Raw genomic sequence first — 16999 nt, 5'->3', positions numbered from 1 at the left:
TCCATTAGCTTTGGGTATGGTTTAACTTGACCCTTTATGATTCTGGGCGATCTCGTCGATGAGGCTCTGTTCTTTTCTTAATTCTTCTAATTTATAGTGCTTAGCCTGTTTTTCTTTTAATCGTATGTACTTTTCTGCTTTGATCCGATGCTCTACCAGCAATTGTCTTTTTTCTTCCACCCGAATTTTTTGTTCTTCTATCTGGACCTCCAAAACCTTAAGAATCTCTTTTTGTTCCCCGGTATACGCCTGCCACAGATGCAGGTTGTGGGGTTCTGTGATACATGCAGATGTTTGTCCTGCTAATGCTTGTTTGAAGATACGCTCCTGATTGTCTCTTTTATCTGTCATATCCCGAAGTCTGCTAATCTCCTGAGCAAGCAGCGCTCTGACAATATCCACTTCTTGTTCCGCCAGACGAAGACTGGTCTGAAGACGAAATCTAAAAGCCATCAAGCATCTCCTGCTTCAAATATAGCGTTCATCCGATTGAGCATATCGGTTATGGAACATTTGTCACTGGTGCTCTGACAGACAAAGTCATTGATCTTATCGATATATTTGATGGCTTCATCGATTTTTTTGCTGCTTCCGGCTACATACGCACCGATATCGATCAAGTCCTTTGCATCCTGATATACTGCCATATGCTCCCGGATCGTGCCGGCATATTTAACGATCTGCGGATCAGCAATATCCGACATGAGCCTGCTGATCGATTGTAAAACATCGACAGCAGGATAGTGATTTTTTGCTGCCAAATCCCGGGTCAGTACAATATGTCCGTCCAGAATACCTCTAACCGCATCGGTTATTGGTTCATTATGGTCGTCCCCGTCGACTAATACGGAGTATAATCCGGTGATACTTCCCTTTTCCGATAGACCAACACGTTCCAATAGTTTCGGCAGCATAGCAAATACGGATGGCGGATACCCTCGAGTGGCAGGAGGTTCACCCACCGTTAAGCCGATTTCACGCTGTGCCATTGCGAAACGGGTGACAGAATCCATCATCAGTAAGACATTCAAGCCCTCATCCCGGAAGTATTCAGCGATGGCCGTCGCTGTATATGCAGCTTTTAGCCTGACGAGGGCCGGTTGGTCCGATGTTGCCACAACAATGACCGACCGATTAAGGCCTTCCTGTCCCAGATCTTTCTCCATAAAGTCGCGTAACTCACGTCCTCGCTCACCGACGAGGGCAATCACGTTGACATCGGCTTCTGAGTTACGAGCCATCATACCCAATAAGGTACTTTTGCCGACACCGGAACCCGCAAAAATACCCATTCTTTGACCTCTGCCCATGGTGAGCAGGCAGTCGATTACCCGGACACCCACGTTAAGCGGCTCCGTGATCCTTGGCCTGAACAAGGCGCTCGGCGGCTTATTATGCAATGGATAAGCTTTTTCTGCAACCAAGGGTTTATCATCAATCGGCCTTCCTAATCCATCGAGGACTCTCCCCAAAAGGCCAGGTCCAACTTTCACATTGAGCAACTCTTCCTGCAGGAACACGAGATCACCGGGAGCAACTCCCTCTAATTCTCCCAAAGGCATCAGTAATGTTGTCGAATCTTTAAAGCCTACTACCTCAGCCGGGATTGAAGGACCAAAAGACGGGTTGATCAAACAATATTGCCCGACACTTGCTCTGGGACCGGCAGCTTCAACAAGCAGGCCGCTGATTCGGGATACTTTGCCCACTGCGCTTACTGCATCGTATTTTTTAATTTTCCTGCTGATTTCTGCCCAGTTGGCCATGACTGATCTCCCTTTGCAGGTATTCTCCAATGCTCTTTAACTGGTGATCAATAGTGGCATCAAAAATGCCCTCGGAACACTCCAGAAACGTATCTCCGTCTTTTAATGTTTCATCAACGATGACCGGATATTCTGGTTTCTCTTCTTTCGATAATTTGCGATACCATTCCCAATCTTTGCTGGACAAATGGATTTTAATACTATCCTTATCTGTCGGACGGAGAGTCAGGTTACGGATCATATTGAGAAGGATCTCGGGTTGGAGCTGTAATGTTGTGTTTAGGACCCTGTCACAAATCTGGATACATAATCCGGCCAGATCTTTGTCAACTTTATCAAGTTCATTCTGAAATACGGTCCTTGCCGATTCAAGATAATCCTTTGCTTGCTTTCTTAGGTCTTCTGCTTCTGCCTGGGCGATAGCCAAGCCCTCAGCATAACCTTCGGCTTTAGCTTGTTCAAACGTTTGATTCCGGATAATCTCCTCCATGTGTTTCGCTTCGGCTTGGGCTTGCAACCGGGCTTTTTCCAGGATTTCAGCAGCCTTCTGCTCCGCCTCCAGAATAATCTCATCCGCTCTTATCCTGGCTTGGAGTATGGATTCCGTTTCTTCCATCGCCTCAGCTGTCTCTGGAATTACCGGCGCTAGTATTTCTCCGGCGGGTATGTCTTGCGCTGCAAAATTGTACGCAGCGCCCGCTGTTACAGCAAGGGTATCCAGTATACGCAGATTCTTTCGATAGAAAGCAGGATCTGGTGACTCCAGAATCCTCGGAGACGATATTTCCACAACGTTACTCTTTATGACGAATGTTCTAGTAGATAATTTCATCAGCACCACCCCTGGATATTACGATTGCGCCGGCTTCCTCCAGCTTACGAATCACTTTAACAATCCTCTGTTGCGCTTCTTCAACCTCTCGCAGCCTGACAGGTCCCATAAACTGCATATCTTCTTTCAGCATGGCCGAGGCCCGGCTGGACATGTTGCCAAGTATCTTGGCCACAACATCCTCGTTTGACCCCTTAAGAGCAAGAGCCAGATCCTTCGTCTCAACCTCACGCAGAACAAGCTGAATGGAGCGGTCATCCAGCAGGATAACATCTTCAAATACAAACATCTGCCGTTTGATTTGCTCAGCCAGGTCCGGATCTTCCATTTCCAAAACATCCATAACTGTTTTTAATGTCCCCGGATCCGTTCTGTTCAACATGTCAACCACTGTTTGCATGCCGCCTGATGCCGTATAATCCGTTGGCGCAAGATTCGATAATTTACTTTCAAGAACTTTTTCTATTTCTTTCAGGACTTCCGGACTCGTTCTGCCCATCAGCGCAATCCGTTTGGTGATTTCCGCCTGTAAATCCTGTGGAAGACTTGATAGAATAACGGCAGCTTTGTCAGCGGGAAGATGCGTCATGATCAGCGATATCGTCTGTGGATGCTCACCCTGGATGAAGGAATATAATTGTTTGGCATCCGTCCGCCGTACCATATCAAACGGCCGCATTTTCAATGATGACGACAGCCTACCGATAATATCGAATGCCCGCTGCTCACCCAAAGCTCTTTCCAGTACGTCTCGGGCATATTCGATACCGCCCTGGGCGATATAATTACTGGCGATATACATTTTGTGAAACTCATCCAGAACAAAGTCCCGCTGGTCCTCGGTAACTTTACGCATGTTGGACATTTCCAACGTTAATTGTTCTATCTCCGGCTCGGATAAAAATTTAATGATCTCCGAAGAACGTTCCGGGCCTAACGTAATGAGCAACACTGCTGCTTTTTGTAATCCGTTATAAAGGCTGTTCATGATCACTGCTCCTCAGTCAGCCAGGTTTTAACCAGCCGTGCAACGTCATCCGGATTGTCTTTGGAGAATTTTTCTACTTCATGTCGGATCTTTTCTTTTTCGATATCTTCGGATGATTTCACTTTCTTACGGGCAAGCTTCAAATCCGCCTCCCGTTCCGCTTCAAGCTGGGCTGCCAGGATCTGCTCAGCTTCCTGTAACGTGACCAGTTTCTGCCCATCGGCAAGGTCCATGGCGTTTGCACCTGATTTTTTCTTAGCCCGGGACCTTAAGAAGAATAATAAGATAAGGACAGCGAGCAAGACACCCCCGCCGATTTGAGCGTACATCATGATTTGGGCTTTACGCGCTTCCGCTGCCATCGCAGCCTGCTCTTCCAGCAGGCCTGTCTTATTGAAAGGAATCCGGGCGGCTTCGATCACATCCCCGCGAGTCTGATCAATGCCGACAGCCGATGATACGATCGTCTTGATCTCAGAAAGCTGATCGTCGGTTACCCCGTCCGAATCAGCAAGTACGGAAACGGTTAAACGCTTGATCTGACCGGGACTGACAACCGTTTCCTCCTGAGTGACACTCGGTTGAAAATTTTCAGTCAGGCTGGATTTTTCGGAGCTAGAATTTGTATCGTTGCCGCTCACCAGATAATCCGGAATATTGCTCTCCGTTCCCGGCACACCGCCTTGACTGGACGTGCTCGAGCTTTTTTCTGTTATCTGTTCCCGGCTGGTCACTGTCCCTTCTTCCGTTTTTTGACTGGTGATTTTTTTCTGATCGAAGTCGATCGCCGCATTGACTCTGACGATCGTTGTTCCTGTACCCAACACTTTATCAAGCATAGATTGAACCGATTGCTGCATTTTGTTTTCCACCGATTGTTGGACTTGCAGTTGGTTGGCTGTCAATGTCTGCGGGGAATTGCTGTTCCCAAGAACATCCGATAAGACATTTCCGTTCGTGTCGTTGATCGTGATATACTCCGTTGTTAATCCTTCAACGGAATAAGCTAAAAGATTAGCGATGGATCGCACTTGATCTTCAGAAATCTCTGCGCCTGTTTTCCGCTTGATGGTTACTGCCGCCGTTGTTTGTTCTTTATTTTCATCAAAAAGTGACTCCTCAGGCAGGACGATATGTACCCTGGCGTAGTCGATCCCGTCCATGGTTTCAATCGTCGTCTCTATTTCTGTCTGCAACCCTAAAACATATCTTAACCTGCTGTCCTGTTCCGTTTCACCCAACCGCATTTCGTTTAAATAATCAAAACTAAACGTGCTTTTGCTTGGCAGCCCGGCATTGGCTAACTCCAGCCTAATCTCGGCAACATCCTTTTGCGGAACCTCGATCGTCGTTCCGCCTTCAGCCAATTGATAATCAACCTTCAGATTTTTTAGTTCTTCCGTAATCTGGCCGGCTTCAGTGGTTTCCAGTTCGGAAAACAAGACAACATACTGCGGTCGGCTAGCCCAGAAAATAAAAAGTGACAAGGCAACAGCGACTATAACGGGAATAACAACTAACAAAACACGCTGAGGGCGAGTCAGTTTTTTCCAAAAGTTTTGCAATGATTTTACTATTTCAGTTATGGAAAAATTCAACTAACTTACCCCCAAACCTAAATTTGCATTTGCATGATTTCTTTATAGGCAGTGACAACTTTATTCCTTACCGTAACGGCCAGATTCATCGCAAGGTTTGCCTTTTGCAAGGCGATGACCGGTGTATGAAAGTCATCAATTTGGCCGCTGATAAAATCCGCCGTCGACTGCTGCGCTTCAGCCTGAGTCGTTTCCAGTTTATCCAACGCGTCAGTCAAGATCGAAGAAAAACTGGTGTTACTTCCTTCATCACCCTTAGATACACTGGATAAGCTGTTATCAAGGGGAGCGAGAGGCTTGATCGGTATGATAGGACCAATCGAATTACTCATTATTTATTCCTTCTTCCTTTTCTCTGACCAACCTTTTAACCCTTGCCAATTTCGAGTGCTTTCAGTGCGATGGCTTTACTGGTATTCAGCGCAGTAACATTCGCTTCATACGAACGGGAGGCCGAGATCATATCCACCATTTCTTCTGTCAAGTTAACATTGGGATAACGCACATAGCCGACTGGAATTCCTGCTTCGGCTGTTTTTGCAGCATCCGGATTATCCGGATCGTATTCCAGCCGATATTCCTCTGTATCCTGAATAACTGCCGCAACCTGTACGCCCTCACTGCTCATTCGTTGTGAGGCATCCTTGAAATAATCCGAGAATCTGGATTCTGCCGGACGCGTTGAGAATACAGCGACTTCTCGTGTATAAGGAACAGCGTTTCCTGATGCGGTCGTTTCGCCGATATGGGTCGTATTGATATTGGCAATATTATTCGATATGAGGTCCAGTCTTAGTTTTTGTGCCGTTAACGCCGAAGCGCTGATATTCATACTTGTAAATAGGCCCATTACATGTTTGACCTCCTTTTTACACACGCCGTGATCGTGCTCCCAATATCCTGTAACAGCTCGATTCTATCCGCCAGTTTAGCCTCGACAATTGCCCGGGGCATACCATAGACGATGCAGCTTTTTTCAGATTCAGCAATGGCATAAGCTCCTTTGGCCTTGAGTTCTTTCATCCCTTGGAGACCATCATTGCCCATGCCTGTCATGACCACGGCTAACGTTCCCGCTCCCGATGTTTTAGCCAGCGACATGAACATGACGTCCACCGAAGGCTTATACAAAGTTGCAATCGGTGATTCCGTAGTGACCTTTGCTGTATAATTGCCGTTATTGCCAATGACCTGAAATTGTTTCCCTGCTTGCCCGATATACACGGTTCCCGCTCGCAAGACTTCACCATCTTCGACTTCCTTCACTGTGATTTCACAGATACTATTCAATCTGGCAGCCAGCGATGCGGTAAATCCTGGCGGCATATGCTGGGACACGATTACCGGAACTGAGAAATTCTTCGGAAGCTGGGTGAGCACTGTTTGCAAGGCACTTGGGCCACCGGTAGATGTGCCTATAGCCACAATATCTATCCTGTGTTCGGGGGAATTTGTTGTCCGCGAGATGAGCCTGGCTTCCGGCTGGGGTTCACTGTGTTTAGGCGAAAGCGGTAGGCGAGGGTTCGGCGTTTTTTGCTTTTCCGTGTCCGGTATCGCTTTAAAGCCATGACGACCTAATCGGGCAGGATCGATGCGGGCTGCGCTCTTTACTTTGAGAATAATTTCATCGGATAGGTTAGCTAGTACATCACCTTCTTTACCGGATGGTTTAGCGATAACGTCTACTGCTCCCAAATCAAACGCTTTCATCGTCATTTTTGCTCCGTCTGTGGTGACTGAACTTAAAATGATAACCGGTGTCGGCTGCCAGCGCATGATCTCCTCGAGTGCTTCAAGGCCGTTTTTAACCGGCATCTCGACATCCATGGTTACGACGTCGGGTTTGAGCGTTCTGACCTTCATCAGAGCTTCAAGTCCATCCTGAGCTGTATCCAGTACCTGAATTTCCGGATCTCTGCTCAATACTTTCTTCAATGTCATTCGAATAAAAGACGAATCGTCAACAATTAAAAGGCGAATCGGTTTATGCAGTCTGTTCATGTTGAGCATCTCCACCGATGATCTGATCCAATTTCAGGAGAATAAGCAATCTTTCACCGATTTTGCCAACACCGCGAATAAAATTGGCATCCATGCCCAGAGCGATGGGCGGAGGCGGTTCGATGGCATCATCATTGAGGCGCAATACTTCGGCAACACTATCGACCATAATGCCAAATACCTTACCTTCGATTTGCAGAACAATGATTCTGCTGAGATCGGTCTCTACGGCACTAGGCATGCCAAAACGCGTCCTGAGATTAACGATCGGGATAACAATTCCACGCAGATTGATAACGCCTTCCACGTAACTTTTTGCCTTGGGAACCCGTGTTATTGGCGGGATGCGTATAATTTCCTGGACTTTCATAATATCGACACCAAATTCTTCTGTTCCTAATGAAAAAGTGACCATTTGCTCTTCTGCCATGATATCCCCCTCTTTCTACATAATTGATTGGTTTCTTGTCTTGAATATGGCTTTTGAATCAGCTGGTGCTTGTATTGTTTAAATACGTTGTTGAATCGTTACCATGGGATAGCGTGAATTGATTTATTGAAATCTATGAATTAACGGCTAATCAGGATATCTTGGATCAGCGAGGCGATATCGAGGATCAACGTCACCTTGCCGTCGCCTAATATCGTAGCACCGGCTATACCCGGTATTCCGTTTAAAAACTCGCCAAGTGACTTGATCACAACCTCTTGCTGGCCAAGAAGTTCATCGACGATGATCCCGATCGACTTGTCACCCAGACCGACGACGACGATATAGACTTCTTCATTCAGCTGTTCATGCTCAGTCAGATCAAATTTATCCTTTAGAGAGATCAGCGGCAGGGTATTCCCTCTGAGCTGAACCATCGGTATACCGCCGACTGCCTTAAATTCATTTCTTTTAACCAGCAACGTCTCAAGGACAGACGATAGTGGCACAGCGTATGTTTCCTCACCGACTCCGACAAGCAGCGCCTGAATAATGGCCAGGGTCAGAGGCAGCATGATTACCATTGATGTTCCTTGTCCTTTTTCGGTTCTTATATCGATCATACCACCAAGGCTGGTAATGGTTTTTTTCACGACATCCATCCCAACTCCACGTCCGGATATATCGGTTACCTGATCTGCCGTGCTGAAACCCGGCAAAAAGACAAGATTGGCAATATCTTTTTCAGAAAGTTCCTCTTTCTTACTTATAAGCCCCTTCGCCAGCGCCTTTTCATAGATTTTCTCTAAGTTCAGGCCGCCGCCATCATCCGAAACAATGATGGCAATATGGTTACCCTCATGATAGGCGTTGAGTGTGATGGTTCCAGCCTCCGGCTTACCTATTGCTAACCGTTCTTCCGGCGTCTCAATCCCATGATCAACGGAGTTACGGATGATATGGGTCAGCGGATCTCCGATTAATTCAATGACTGTTTTGTCAAGCTCTGTTTCTTCACCTTTGATAACAAGGTCTATCTTCTTGCCGGTTTTTCTGCAGAAATCTCTAACCAGACGGGGATACCGGCTGAAAACAGTACCGATCGGAACCATACGCAGCCGCATCACACTCTCCTGAAGATCGCTCATTAACCTGCCCAGATACATATTCGATTCATTCAAATTGGCTACTAAGGGTTCCGATGGATTCACCGCTTGCAAATCCTGCCCGATTTTGACCAGGCGTGTTCTGGTAATGACCATTTCTCCCACAAGATTGATGAGATTATCCATTCGCGCTGTATCCACTCGGATGGTATGGACTTGATTGCTTCCTTCCTTCTGCCCATCCGTTGTTGAAACATCACCTGCACGACTTGCATTCATCGGAACGATCATCTTCTCCGCAGCCGCATCTTCTACCTTAACCTGAGCAGTCCCATTTTCAGTCGGTGTCAGGTTTTCGACCGCTGTGTCTTCCAGATCGGAAATTTTCATCGTTTCGGCTTCTTCTGATACAAAATAAGAAACCATCGCCTCGTCAATATCAGAAACCTCAAGGACATCCGATTGAATATCTTCGGGAGCCTCATTGGTACTATACAAAATGTAAAATTCATTGTCTTCATTACTTTCAAGTTCTTCCACCGTAGGCGTAATCTTCACAACATCGCCCAGTTGCTCGAGCCGTTGGATAACCATGACAGCTCTGACGGCTTTCATCATCGTATTCTGTGATAGCCGAACATCAATGCGATAGACATATTTACCAACCGAAAGTGCATCACAGACTTTTTCTTGTTCTTCTGTCAGCAGTTTAAAATCAACGGCCTTTTTCACTTCTGTTTTACGCTGGTTTATGTCGTTATTTATGATTTCTTTAATATTAATAATGTTTTCATTGTGCGTAACACGATTGACAGGTGCTGAATTGGCACCAGCCGGTGCTGTTTCTGCCAAAGCCCCCGTCTCTGTGAGCATTTTCATTTGAGATTTCAAATCGAAGAAGTCAACGGTGATATTCATTCTTTTTTCGACTTGTCCCAGCATAAGTTTGACTTTATCCGTTACAGCGAGAAGAACATCAATAATATCATTCGTTACCGACATCTTGCCTTGCCTCAGTTTATCCAGCAGATCTTCAGCGGCGTGTGTCAATTCAACGATCGGAGTAAACCCCATGGTTCCGGAAGCGCCTTTCAGACTGTGGGCACTACGGAATAAATCATTTATCAGTGAAATATTCTCGCCGCTTCTTTCCAAATCTAGCAATCCGGCACCCAGACGCTCGATTTGCTCTTGTGAATCGAGCAAATAAAATTCAAGAAAATCGTCAAGATCTATTCCCATTGTACCTTTTTCCATCTGATTCACTCCTTAAATTACTTACTGCAAAATATCGGATACATCTTCAAAATACCGCACATTCATTGCTAATGAGACTTTAAAATACAAAGTTCGCCGTATGAATTCAAATTCCTTCCAACACCCTTGCTTAGATCAATTGTTTATTAAGAAATACCGTTAATAATGAAATTTCACTTCTAATATTTATCACTCTTGTTTAGGCTAGAAGATCTTTTATTAGTGCTTCCATTTGCCCAAGGTTGATCGGTTTAGTCACGAAGGCTTCACTGCCTGCCGTCAAGGAATCAGAAACAACATCATCTTCATTAAGGGCACTGGTCATGATAATTTTGGCCCGCCTGCCTTCCGGGGTACCGCGTTGTTTTTCAATATCCCGAATAGCCTTTAATGCTTTTATTCCATCCACTTTCGGCATCATGATATCCAAACAAACCAAGTCATAAGGATTCCCCATATCCAACGCGATAGTAAACGCTTCAACGGCTTCAATCCCGTCGACCGTCATATCACAGCTCCCATACTTCGACATCCATTTATATAAATATTTTCTACTGGCCAAATCGTCTTCGGCTATTAAAATATTCATTTCAATTCACTCTCTCCTTCAGAAACTCTCCCTCACCCGTCAGGCATTGAAATAGGGTGCTCATTTCATTGACTAGCTCCGGAACAACATTATAATCACTTCGACGCAAGGCCAATTCCACTCTAAAAGCCAAGTTTTTCAGTGTGTCCGCGTCGATCATTGCAGATAGTTCTTTTACTTTGTGCGCAAGTTTTTCCGCTTCAAGCTGTTCCTTGAGAGGGTTTATAGCAAGAAGTGTCTCGATAGTCTCTGCTATCTCACTTTTGACAAATGCTAACTCACCTTCAAGTGTATCCGAAATTTGCCTTGTCTTACCCCAGAGAGAAGGTGCTGTCCGTATATCACCGGCATCGTCCGGTACTTTGCCATATTTGGACAGCAATTTTTCTATCAAATCATATAGATCAGTCATTCGAAAAGGTTTCGCTAAATAATCATCCATTCCCAGGGATACAAATTTCTTCCTGTCATTCAATAAAGCGTGCGCAGTGAGTGCAATGATTGGTAGATGGTGTCCCGTTATCTCTTCGCTTTTTCTAATCATCGTCATCGCCTGGATCCCATCCATTATCGGCATCTGAATGTCCATTAAACAAAGATCGTAATCTTTTTTATCTAACATCCGAATAGCCTCTATGCCGTTATTGGCAACGCTATAGGCGTATCCCATCTCCTTAAGCATACGGCTGACAACAATTTGGTTAATAATGTCGTCTTCTGCCAGTAATACCCTGGCATGATGCTTCGTTACATCGATCAGTTGTTCCTGATCCGGGGCCGAGTGAAATTCCTTTTCGCGGCTGGAAGTCGGAAATGTCAGCTCGATGCTGAATGTACTCCCCTTCCCTTTCTCACTCTGGACCTGAATCGTCCCTCCCATCATTTCGACGAGTTGTTTCGATATAACTAAGCCCAATCCAGTTCCGCCGTATTTTCTCGAATAGGATCCATCAACTTGTGAAAAGCTTTGGAATAGCCGGCTTCTTTCTTCATCCGCTATGCCGATACCCGTATCCGTAATGCAAAACTGCAATTTAATCCGGTCTTTTTCTGGCTCCTGTACGGTTAACGTAATCCCTACGGAGCCCTTTTCCGTGAATTTTACCGCGTTTCCAAGAATATTATTAAGAACTTGCTGGAGTCTTCCGGGATCGCCTTTAATCACCGGCATTTCGTCCGGGAGCCGACAATGGAAGGTCAAACCTTTTTCAACTGCTCGGTGATAATGTATCTTGACGATCTTTTCCATTAATTGAAGCAACTCAAAGTCTTTATTTTCGATAGTCATTTTTCCCGCTTCTATCTTGGAAAAATCCAATATATCGTTAATGATTTTTAACAAGGAATCCGCACACGTTTCTGCGGTTACCAGATTGTCCCTTTGTTCCTCCGTGAGATCTGTCATCATGGTTAGGTCGATCATGCCAATGACACCATTCAGCGGGGTTCGTATCTCATGGCTCATATTGGCCAGAAATTCACTTTTAGCCTTATTGGCAGCGTTGGCTTCTTCCATTGCTTTTTTCATTTGCATTTCGATCTGTTTGCGTTCAGAAATATCACGCGCAATGGACAGACAATAGGTACCGCCTTGCATTACCACATTATGAGAATTAATCTCTACCGGTATTTCTGTACCGTCTTTAGCCAAATGTATGGTTTCAAACGTTTCACGTCTTCCCTTACGTGTCATGTAGATTTCCGTCATGAGCGGAATCTGACTGTCCGGCACAATATCTAACGGCCCCTTACGCAAAAGCTCTTCCCGCGTATACCCAAGCCTCCGGCATGCAGCATCATTGACTTCCCGAAACCAAACGGTCCGGCCGGCTGCTGTTTTTCGAGATTCAATAAGGAAAATCGCGTCATCCGCCGCATTGAAAAGGTTTCGATATTTGTCTTCGCTTTCTCTTAAAGCCTTTTCAGCTTTGATTCTTTCAGCCGTGCTCCTTTTTTGCTCGGTGATATCATTGCAGGCACCGATGTAGCCAGCAAAATTCCCTTCAAGGTCATCGTACGGATTGGATCGCTCGATGACCCAGCGGAATTCCCCATTAAATCGTTTGATCCGGTATTCAATCTGATACGCTGTCTGCGTGGCGTAACTTTCCCGGCAAATCTTTCGATACAATGCGATATCGTCTGGGTGGATATCTTGCCGCCAGTCATTTGCAATTTCTGCCTTAAGTGACTTGCCTCTAAATTCGAGCCAGGGCTTATTGAAATAGTTGAATTGGCCATCAGCATCAGACCGCCAAATCAGCGCCGGCAAATTGTCAAAAAGAGCCAGATAGAAATCCCGGGATTGGACGAGGTTTTCTTCCATCAGCTTATGTTCCGTAATATCTTCAATACTCACCAGGACATGGGTTGTACTGGCATCGATATAAGGAACAAAATTTAACTTAAGGTACTTATAGCATTCCTTCCCCTTTTTATGCAGAATGCCTTCTCTATAGATATCCTTTACCGGACGCAAATTCTCAAGCACCGATATAATCGATTGGCGAAGCTGGCAATCCGGACATTCCTCCGCGTTTCCGCATCCGCCTTTTAGGCTTCTGGGGCAGCTGATGACTTCCCCAATCCGCCATCCTCCCAGATCTTCTGCCATAATTTCAAAAGAATGGAGAAATGCCTCATTGGCATATACCAGACGGTGATCTTCAGCAACAATCGCCATTGCCACCGGTGTATGATCGAAATTATAGCGGAGATCGTTTCGCTGGATCGTCAGTTCTTCTTCAATCTGCTTATACCGGGTTATATCCCGAAACACGACAACGGCACCGGTTATTTCATTCCGCTCATCACGTACCGGCGACATGGTTGCCGATATCAGCTTAACGGAACCGTCTTTAGCAAACAGCGCGGTATAATTGGGAAGTCCGATCTGCCTCTTTTCCCGGATCGTTTGATAGAGCGGATTATCAACAACGGCCATTGTCCGAAGATTTCGCAGGACAAACACATCCGCAAATGTCTTCCCTAAGGCGTCTGACAAGGTCCAACCGGTGAGTTTTTCCGCTGAGGTATTCATATAATCAATTACACCGTCACTGTTGGCAGAAATAATACCGTCACCGATATAATTCAGTAGGTTGGTTAACCTTTCTTTTTCCAGATGCATAGACGTGTTCTCCACTCATTCACCTGCTCTCGATCACTCGTACTCTGTATACTAAAAAGAAGCTCAAAATAAAGCATCTTTCGTCTATTTATTCATTATTTGATTATCCAGTATTTTCTGAACTGCAGTGAGTGTATGGTCTTTAAGGGAAAAGGAATACTCCTTCAACCTCCAAATGAAAGCAACATTTTTAAAGAATCCCGATAATATCTCAGTAAGTTCTTCAGAAGAGAAATAGTAACCTATTTCTCCTTTCTTTTGGCCAAAATGTATTGTTTCCGACAAAAAAGCGTTACGATTGTTGAAAATGTCTACGACGATGGGATGCGTTTTGGGATCATGGGCGAACTCATTAAACGACAACATGACCGCGATAATCGCCGGATAATTTTCGTAGTATTCGGTGTAAAGACGAAAGTACTCGAGGATTTTCTCCTTAGCTGTTGTGCTTGCATTCCCAATGGTCTTATGGATACTTTGGTCAAATCGGGAGAAGTTCTCCAATACGGCAACGATAATCTCGTCCTTGCTCCTAAAATACCGATATAAGAGCGACTCGGTGATTGCTTGCCGCTTAGCCAGTTCCTTGGTCGAAAGGCCCTGTATGCCTAAGTCGTTGATTATTTCGATGGCAGTAAGAACGATATTATCTTTTCGACTGGGGAAGTTATTCTTCATCCGCCTTCTCCTAACGCGAGTGAATGTTCACTTACATAACAACATTATAGGATAATTAAGTTAATGGTGCAATATTATTCCTTACATATTTCTTGCTTATCACCGAAAATTTTGCGATATTGTATTCCAATTCGTCATTTCTCATTCTTGTAGCACTTACAAAAAAAATCCTTTATCAGGATTTTCCAGTTTCATTTCAGTTTGTCGATAAAACGCGCTTCGATCGTCCCTTTTTGCTGATAGAGATTGCGTGTCGTCTGCGTATTTAGCATGCGGTGCAGTTCCAGCTTAATCGATTCCAGGGCTATCTCTAATCTCGGAATGATTATGCTGTCGAGTTCAAGCACTTCCTGCCGGTACTTCCGCAGTTCCTGCGAGGCCGCGAGCAGGTGATCATAAACGGCTTGATTAACATAAGGCTGTAATTGCCTGATATCGAATGCGTGTGTTTCCGGAGCGGCAGCGCTATTCATATCAGCCCAGATCATATTCTGAATATGTTTTGCTAGTTCCGCTCTTTCTCTAAACTTGATAAAGAATGCGTCCCGATCCGCACAGAAAACGGACATTTTCTGTTCCAGCTCATCATTCCATTGACTCGGTTGTTCCGAACTATCCAAAAAGCTCCTGAAAGATTGCATTTTTTTCAGGAGCTCTTGATAATCCAAACAATCCTCCGTATAGATGCCGATCAACGTCAAAATGTGTTCCTGCACCATGTTATGCCCCCACCCGAATGATCCTGGCCGTCTCCATCCATATATCGCGATACGCTTCAAAGAATTCTATGACCGGCTGCAGATAGGCGGGATCTTTTTTAATATTTGCTTTGATAACCTCGCCCTGATAAAATTCGTACAACGCACGGAGGTTGGCGGCAATCTCTCCGCCGGCTTCCATATTCAAGGTTGTGTTCAGTTCATTGATAATATCCCCGACCCGGATCAAATGATTATTTGCTGCTTCAAGCTTGTTCTCTTGAAGGGCCTTCTCTGCTAAACGCAGGAATTTAATCGCGCCGGTATAGAGCATAATTAAAAGTTTATCCGGCGAGGCCGTTTCCACTGCTGCCTGTTTATAAGCCGCTTGCGGGTTGTTATAGATATTTTGCTGCATTGTACTCATGACGCCTCTCTCCTTCAGTTTACCGCTTATTTATCCTCGTTGTTGGTTGACAGGGAATTGACCATTGAAGAAAGCCATGCGCTCTGACTGCCTATCCCCGCCAGCTGGGTTTCCAACTTGGCGAATCGCAACTTGGTTTTCTCCTGGTAAGCCGCAATTTTGACGGTAAAGTCTTCAATTTGCTTTTTAACATCCTTGATCTGGTCGTCATATGTTCCTTTGGTTTTATCCATCGTGCCGCCGTACATGAGCATCGGATGGAGATATTCTGTCATGATATTGGCCAGTCCCTGAGCTTGCGCCGTTCCGGAAGACTCTTTCACCGGCGTTACTCCGCCGGCCTCTGCCCCGAACAGGTTTGCCACACTGTTGGCATTCTCTTTCATGGCTTTGGTGAACTTATCGGCATCCAAGGTTAAGGCCGCACTCTTGCCGTAATCATCCGCCGAGGTCGCCACCCCGATATCTGCCAGGATTTTATACGGTCCGGTGGGATTGTTCACCTGGTTCGATACCATGGTCCGCAGACGGCTTTGGATAGCCTGCAAGGCCGGATCGGCATAGAGATCCCCTTTGGCTTTAGTTGTCTCATTGTAGGAGATTTTCGTGTCGATAAAGCTCATCACGGAATTATACTGGTCAACAAACGCCTGCACAGCGGCTTGCGCCCCCGAATAGTCTGCAGTCACTTTGACTGTGACCGTCTTAGCAGGATCTTCGCTGTTAATATTCAGGGTAACCCCCGGGATCGCCGTGGTCACGCTGTTGCTGGCACTCTTGATATTGGTAATCCCATTAATGGTCAGCAGCGCGTCTTTTGCTTCCAGGCTGACATTTAAGGCATCGTCCGATTTAATTATCCCCAACTGATGGAGTACCGTGCCGCTGGTTTCCGTGAACGACGCCGCATTGTCCACCCCGGTTTCTTTGGACATCACCGCCAGGCGATAGCCACCCTCCACCTGAATGACCGAGGCACTGACCCCAACCTGGGTCTGGTTAATGGCATCAGCAATATCGTTTAAGCTGGCGCCCGCTGCAACCGTGATATCCGCTGTATCTTCGCCGACGGTGATTTTAAAACTTCCGGCCACCAGCGTCGTTGCCGCCGAGGAATCGGTTACCGTCTGAACCTCGCTCACTGCCGTTTGCGCCACCGCCGCCTGCATCACTTGAATACTATAGGTTCCCTGCACAGCTCCCGACGATCCGGCAGCGGTGAGCAAGGCGGTATTACTGGAAGATGCGGTGGTGCCGTTCCAGGTGGCTGCTGACTGCAATTTGGATAATGTATTTTCCAGACTGGATAAGCGCGTATTGACATCCTGCCAAGCGCCTTTCTTCGTCTCTAATGCTGTTTTTTGGGTCTGCATCTGGGTTATGGGCTGGCTGTAGCTGGTTACCAGCGTATCGACAATGGACGAGAAATCATACCCCGATAATCCCGGCAAAGACAGACTTGAACTACTCACAGACATCGTTTCAACCCCCTAAAGACT

Annotated in this window: 16 protein-coding genes; all 16 read right to left on the bottom strand. The window is 45.9% G+C overall.

Translation table 11 applies throughout. From position 1 onward, the window contains the following. Positions 1 to 21: 21 nt before the first annotated feature. Positions 22 to 453 (bottom strand): flagellar export protein FliJ, encoded by a 432-nt coding sequence (locus LPY66_RS05875; RefSeq protein ID WP_337987164.1) that lies wholly within the window; start codon positions 451 to 453, stop codon positions 22 to 24. Continuing rightward, the gene (gene fliI / locus LPY66_RS05870) at positions 453 to 1766 is read right to left on the bottom strand and encodes a flagellar protein export ATPase FliI (RefSeq protein WP_337987163.1); all 1314 of its coding nucleotides are present in this window, start codon (positions 1764 to 1766) and stop codon (positions 453 to 455) included. Before fliI ends, LPY66_RS05875 begins: the two co-directional genes overlap by 1 nt. Further along, positions 1732 to 2598, bottom strand: a complete 867-nt coding sequence (locus LPY66_RS05865) for a FliH/SctL family protein (protein ID WP_337987162.1) — start codon at positions 2596 to 2598, stop codon at positions 1732 to 1734. The genes fliI and LPY66_RS05865 overlap by 35 nt, the downstream gene beginning before the upstream one ends. Beyond that, on the bottom strand, positions 2582 to 3586 hold the full coding sequence (gene fliG, locus LPY66_RS05860) for a flagellar motor switch protein FliG (protein ID WP_337987161.1): 1005 nt from the start codon (positions 3584 to 3586) through the stop codon (positions 2582 to 2584). The genes LPY66_RS05865 and fliG overlap by 17 nt, the downstream gene beginning before the upstream one ends. Positions 3587 to 3588: 2 nt before the next feature. After that, the gene (gene fliF / locus LPY66_RS05855) at positions 3589 to 5184 is read right to left on the bottom strand and encodes a flagellar basal-body MS-ring/collar protein FliF (RefSeq protein ID WP_337987160.1); all 1596 of its coding nucleotides are present in this window, start codon (positions 5182 to 5184) and stop codon (positions 3589 to 3591) included. 17 nt (positions 5185 to 5201) lie between these two features. Then, positions 5202 to 5516, bottom strand: coding sequence for a flagellar hook-basal body complex protein FliE (fliE, locus tag LPY66_RS05850; RefSeq protein ID WP_337987159.1), 315 nt, complete (start codon positions 5514 to 5516; stop codon positions 5202 to 5204). A gap of 35 nt (positions 5517 to 5551) precedes the next feature. Further along, on the bottom strand, positions 5552 to 6034 hold the full coding sequence (gene flgC / locus LPY66_RS05845; protein WP_337987158.1) for a flagellar basal body rod protein FlgC: 483 nt from the start codon (positions 6032 to 6034) through the stop codon (positions 5552 to 5554). After that, positions 6034 to 7185 (bottom strand): protein-glutamate methylesterase/protein-glutamine glutaminase, encoded by a 1152-nt coding sequence (locus tag LPY66_RS05840; protein ID WP_337987157.1) that lies wholly within the window; start codon positions 7183 to 7185, stop codon positions 6034 to 6036. The genes flgC and LPY66_RS05840 overlap by 1 nt, the downstream gene beginning before the upstream one ends. Then, positions 7169 to 7615 carry a chemotaxis protein CheW gene (locus LPY66_RS05835; protein ID WP_337987156.1) on the bottom strand — a complete coding sequence of 149 codons (447 nt, stop codon included), beginning with the start codon at positions 7613 to 7615 and terminating at the stop codon, positions 7169 to 7171. Before LPY66_RS05835 ends, LPY66_RS05840 begins: the two co-directional genes overlap by 17 nt. 140 nt (positions 7616 to 7755) lie before the next feature. Further along, positions 7756 to 9963 carry a chemotaxis protein CheW gene (locus LPY66_RS05830; RefSeq protein WP_443112478.1) on the bottom strand — a complete coding sequence of 736 codons (2208 nt, stop codon included), beginning with the start codon at positions 9961 to 9963 and terminating at the stop codon, positions 7756 to 7758. A 214-nt stretch (positions 9964 to 10177) separates the two neighbouring features. Beyond that, positions 10178 to 10567 carry a response regulator gene (locus tag LPY66_RS05825; protein WP_337987154.1) on the bottom strand — a complete coding sequence of 130 codons (390 nt, stop codon included), beginning with the start codon at positions 10565 to 10567 and terminating at the stop codon, positions 10178 to 10180. A gap of 1 nt (position 10568) precedes the next feature. Beyond that, the gene (locus tag LPY66_RS05820; protein WP_337987153.1) at positions 10569 to 13697 is read right to left on the bottom strand and encodes a PAS domain-containing hybrid sensor histidine kinase/response regulator; all 3129 of its coding nucleotides are present in this window, start codon (positions 13695 to 13697) and stop codon (positions 10569 to 10571) included. 84 nt (positions 13698 to 13781) lie between these two features. After that, positions 13782 to 14375, bottom strand: a complete 594-nt coding sequence (locus tag LPY66_RS05815; RefSeq protein ID WP_337987152.1) for a TetR/AcrR family transcriptional regulator — start codon at positions 14373 to 14375, stop codon at positions 13782 to 13784. 191 nt (positions 14376 to 14566) lie between these two features. After that, positions 14567 to 15094 (bottom strand): hypothetical protein, encoded by a 528-nt coding sequence (locus LPY66_RS05810; protein WP_337987151.1) that lies wholly within the window; start codon positions 15092 to 15094, stop codon positions 14567 to 14569. Between the two features lies 1 nt (position 15095). Continuing rightward, entirely contained in the window at positions 15096 to 15500 is a 405-nt protein-coding gene (fliS, locus tag LPY66_RS05805; RefSeq protein WP_337987150.1) for a flagellar export chaperone FliS, read from the bottom strand. Positions 15501 to 15526: 26 nt separating this feature from the next. Further along, the gene (gene fliD / locus LPY66_RS05800) at positions 15527 to 16978 is read right to left on the bottom strand and encodes a flagellar filament capping protein FliD (RefSeq protein ID WP_337987149.1); all 1452 of its coding nucleotides are present in this window, start codon (positions 16976 to 16978) and stop codon (positions 15527 to 15529) included. Positions 16979 to 16999: the final 21 nt, after the last annotated feature.

Source organism: Dehalobacter sp. DCM (assembly GCF_024972775.1).
Lineage (GTDB): Bacteria > Bacillota > Desulfitobacteriia > Desulfitobacteriales > Syntrophobotulaceae > Dehalobacter.
The sequence above is the reverse complement of the archived record's forward strand: the minus strand, read 5'-3'. Positions and strand labels throughout refer to the sequence as shown.

Coding starts and splice junctions, on each gene's coding strand:
- LPY66_RS05875 (WP_337987164.1), bottom strand. CDS start 453: ATGGCTTTTAGATTTCGTCTTCAGACCAGTCTTCGTCTGGCGGAACAA.
- fliI (WP_337987163.1), bottom strand. CDS start 1,766: ATGGCCAACTGGGCAGAAATCAGCAGGAAAATTAAAAAATACGATGCA.
- LPY66_RS05865 (WP_337987162.1), bottom strand. CDS start 2,598: ATGAAATTATCTACTAGAACATTCGTCATAAAGAGTAACGTTGTGGAA.
- fliG (WP_337987161.1), bottom strand. CDS start 3,586: ATGAACAGCCTTTATAACGGATTACAAAAAGCAGCAGTGTTGCTCATT.
- fliE (WP_337987159.1), bottom strand. CDS start 5,516: ATGAGTAATTCGATTGGTCCTATCATACCGATCAAGCCTCTCGCTCCC.
- flgC (WP_337987158.1), bottom strand. CDS start 6,034: ATGGGCCTATTTACAAGTATGAATATCAGCGCTTCGGCGTTAACGGCA.
- LPY66_RS05840 (WP_337987157.1), bottom strand. CDS start 7,185: ATGAACAGACTGCATAAACCGATTCGCCTTTTAATTGTTGACGATTCG.
- LPY66_RS05835 (WP_337987156.1), bottom strand. CDS start 7,615: ATGGCAGAAGAGCAAATGGTCACTTTTTCATTAGGAACAGAAGAATTT.
- LPY66_RS05830 (WP_443112478.1), bottom strand. CDS start 9,963: ATGGGAATAGATCTTGACGATTTTCTTGAATTTTATTTGCTCGATTCA.
- LPY66_RS05825 (WP_337987154.1), bottom strand. CDS start 10,567: ATGAATATTTTAATAGCCGAAGACGATTTGGCCAGTAGAAAATATTTA.
- LPY66_RS05820 (WP_337987153.1), bottom strand. CDS start 13,697: ATGCATCTGGAAAAAGAAAGGTTAACCAACCTACTGAATTATATCGGT.
- LPY66_RS05815 (WP_337987152.1), bottom strand. CDS start 14,375: ATGAAGAATAACTTCCCCAGTCGAAAAGATAATATCGTTCTTACTGCC.
- LPY66_RS05810 (WP_337987151.1), bottom strand. CDS start 15,094: ATGGTGCAGGAACACATTTTGACGTTGATCGGCATCTATACGGAGGAT.
- fliS (WP_337987150.1), bottom strand. CDS start 15,500: ATGAGTACAATGCAGCAAAATATCTATAACAACCCGCAAGCGGCTTAT.
- fliD (WP_337987149.1), bottom strand. CDS start 16,978: ATGTCTGTGAGTAGTTCAAGTCTGTCTTTGCCGGGATTATCGGGGTAT.